Source organism: Gluconacetobacter entanii, from assembly GCF_013155425.1.
In the GTDB taxonomy this organism is placed as follows: domain Bacteria; phylum Pseudomonadota; class Alphaproteobacteria; order Acetobacterales; family Acetobacteraceae; genus Novacetimonas; species Novacetimonas entanii.
Genome location: NZ_JABJWD010000136.1, coordinates 1 through 3,182 on the forward strand (window position 1 = coordinate 1; position 3,182 = coordinate 3,182).

At 68.0% G+C, this 3,182-nt stretch carries 3 protein-coding genes and 1 pseudogene; all 4 read right to left on the bottom strand.

Annotated features, from left to right (window positions below; genetic code table 11):
* On the bottom strand, positions 1 to 372 hold a 372-nt coding region (locus tag HNH97_RS16715; RefSeq protein ID WP_171791637.1), incomplete at its 3' end, for a phage GP46 family protein.
* Positions 373 to 425: 53 nt separating this feature from the next.
* Positions 426 to 971 (bottom strand): phage baseplate assembly protein domain-containing protein, encoded by a 546-nt coding sequence (locus HNH97_RS16720; RefSeq protein WP_171791638.1) that lies wholly within the window; start codon positions 969 to 971, stop codon positions 426 to 428.
* Complete coding sequence (locus HNH97_RS16725; protein ID WP_171791639.1) at positions 968 to 2,332, bottom strand: phage baseplate assembly protein; 1,365 nt, start codon at positions 2,330 to 2,332, stop codon at positions 968 to 970. Before HNH97_RS16725 ends, HNH97_RS16720 begins: the two co-directional genes overlap by 4 nt.
* Positions 2,329 to 3,182: pseudogene (locus tag HNH97_RS16730) on the bottom strand (DNA circularization N-terminal domain-containing protein); the annotation flags it as partial. The gene HNH97_RS16725 and the pseudogene HNH97_RS16730, both read right to left, overlap by 4 nt.

Here is a 3,182-nt window from a genome sequence, read left to right on the forward strand (position 1 = left end):
GGCAATCGGCTCCACGCTTTCGGCCGTGTATCCGGCCAGCCGGGCGCGCGTGTCCTCGGTCTGTTTCCCGCGTGCCTCCAGCCAGGCCCGCGTGCCCAGGCGCTGGCCTTCAGGCAGGCAGATGTCCCCAACCCAGCCACGCCGCGCCAGCAGACCGGCCGACTGTGCGGGCAGTCCCGTCACGACATCGGGCAGCGTGTCGTCAGGTTCCGCGCGCCGGTCGGTTCCCAGCGCGATCAGCAGCGCCGTGGCGGCCGTCGTGTCGATGGCGATGCGCCCGCGCCCGTTTCCGGTGGGGGTAACCACCAGATCGCACGCCAGGACGCGCGCCGACCAGGACATTGCCATCTGTGAAAAGGGAACCGTTGCCATGCGCGCAGTATCCGCGCGCGCGTGGCATCAATTCAGGGGCGCGTTGTCGCCCGTCACTGTGGTTTGCCGGTCGTTCCCGGCGCATCCGTCACGGGATGGGTGTGGTTCGTCAGGCTGATGCTGCCTGCCGTCACATCGCCCGTCGCGGTAATGCTGCCCTTGACCGACAGCGGCACGTTCAGCGTGGCCTGTTTGGCCGTCAGGTCCAGAATGGGGCTGCCGCCGATTGTCACCAGCATTTCCGACGTGCAGTCAATCCGCACGATCTTGCCGTTCTGGATGTAGATGCGCTGCCCGCACGCGTCATACAGGACGCTGTCGCCTTCACCCAGTTTGCCAAACCGCGCCCTGGACGGATTGGCGGGCGGCAGCGCCATCAGGTCGGCATGGTCGCCACCAACGGCCACGACAGGCGCGACGGCACCGTCCAGCGGCGCATGCGATGCGAACCCGAACGGCTGATGCACCGGCACCTTTGATCGCGTGCGGCCGAAATGCGGTTCGACGGTCAGCATCTGTTCGCCGCCGGTATCGTCGATGCCGCGCACCACGGCACGGACGAACAGGCCACGCACGGCCATGAACAGCCGGTCGATCATCGGGCCGTCCCGTCGCGGGCCACGATTTTTCCCGCGCGCCGTGCGCCGTTATGTCCATGGTCCATGTCGCCGGTCAGGTCGTAGGCGTCGGGTTCCACCACGGAAATGCGCGTGACCTGCCCATCCGGCGCGTCCACGTAGGTCACGGCCCCGATCAGCATGTCGCGGTCGATCCCCGCGTACAGGTCATTCACACTGACCAGGGCATTGGGCAGCCACATATCGCCCGTCTCGCCCCGATATCCCGGCACGGTATAGACCCGCGCCGTGGCCTGCGCCTTGGTCGAACGCATCCGCCACGCCGCCTGGTCCTGCAATGTCCACGGGCTGCCGTCCGTGCGCGGTTTGGTGCGCGTGCGCTTCGGCCGCCGGTTGCCCGCGTGATAGGCCATCGGCGCGGGTCCGGGGTCTGCGGTCAGGCCGCTGGCCGTGCTGTCCAGCGGCGGGTTCGTCGTGCCCTGGGCGGCAACCGACCCACCGCTCTGCGTGGCCGACAGCCACACGCGCGGCCGATATCGTCCCACGCTGGGATCCACGCAATGGCCATACCGCACGATCGCGGCAGCCTCCGTCGCGGTGGCGCTCGGTGCGCTCGGTGCGTCCTCGGGCGTTTCCGACAGCGGTTCCGCGTCCATGCTCAGAGTGCTCTGAGCGGGCCTTAAAAGGCTTCTGAACTGCCCCTTGACCCAGACATCCGAATACCGGCCGCGCGCGGACACGCGCGATTCCATGCGCAACACATTGCCCGGCAGCGTCAGGTTGCCCGGTGCGCGCGTGCTGCCCGCCTGCGTCAGGATAATCCCGCCCACGCCATCAGACGTGACCAGAACCCCGCGCTGGCGCGACAGCTTTTCGATCGTGGACATCGCGGGTTCGGCCGGATCGACCGCGACCAGGGTAAATGGATCACCCGTATCCACGTCGGCCGATACCGCCAGCCCGAACGGGCCGGTAAGATTCCCGATGACATCCACCAGATGAATGGAGCGGTATTCGCCCGGTCCTGTCGGGTTGGCCGACGCATCAACCAGGTCTCCCGTTTTGTCACGGCCGGAAATGGTCGCGCGGATTTCCCCATCCGACATTTCCAACTGGATGTCGTCCACATATCCCAGCAGGCGGGTGACGCCGTGGATGCGGATTTCCACGGGATCGTTCTCGCGGATTGCGGCCCATTCCGGCACGTCGCCGCCAAGCGCCTGCCCCGCGCGCACCTCGTCCAGATATTCGACATGGAACGCCCCGCAGATATCGCCCAGGTCACGGCCGCATTCGGCCATGGTGTAGGTTTTCAGCGTGCGGCCGTTGACGATCACCGTCATGCCGCGCGCGGTGACGGTGGTGTTCGTGGTGCCGCTCATGTCGTGGTTTCCAGCACGTCCACGCTGCCGGGGCCTGCCAGTGCCGGGTGCGTCAGGTTGTTGCGGCTGACCAGGTCATCCCACACACTCGCCACGTCCGATGGCGTGTCGCCCGCCACGGCATAGGCGATCAGCCACGCGCTGATCTGGCGCGGAACCGGCACCGCGATCACCTTGGGCAGGCGTCCCAGCCGCGACGAAATATCCGCCACCACGGCGGTGCGCGCATCGCGGATCGCGCCCGACAGATCGCCCAGCGCCACATCGGCCCCGGCCGCGATCACATTGGTCAGGTCATCCGCCAGATCGTCCAGCGCGCCCGTCACCGCATTGCGTCCCGCAATCGCATCCGACTGGCTGACGTAGGTCACGGCCGACTGCGTTGCCAGCGCCTGCGCCACGGTGCCAACGCGCGCCACCAGGGCAATCACCAGCACATCGGCCGGGGCCAGCGATTTCACCGACAGTGCCTGCGCCTGCGTGCCGATCTGCGTGGCACCGTCCAGCAGCAGCGCCGTCGCCTGCGCCGGGTCCACGCTGGTCTGGCTGCCGTCGGCCACCTGCGTTGCCGGTGCGATGGCGGCCGTCGTGCCGGTGGACACCGTCGCCGCCACGGCGGCCGGGACATTGACCAGCAGGTCCGTCACCCCGTCGGCATAGGTGGTGTCCGCATTGTCCGCCGGGGCGACAATCCCGGCTGACAACGCGGCAAGCGGCGTCTGCGTGGCGGACTGGACGGGTTCGGGCGCGGATGTCGTGACCGCGTTCCACACGCCTGTGGCGACATTGATCGTGCTGTTGACGGCGCTCGCCAGGGCCAGCGGCACGACGGCGGGCGACAGCAGTCCGC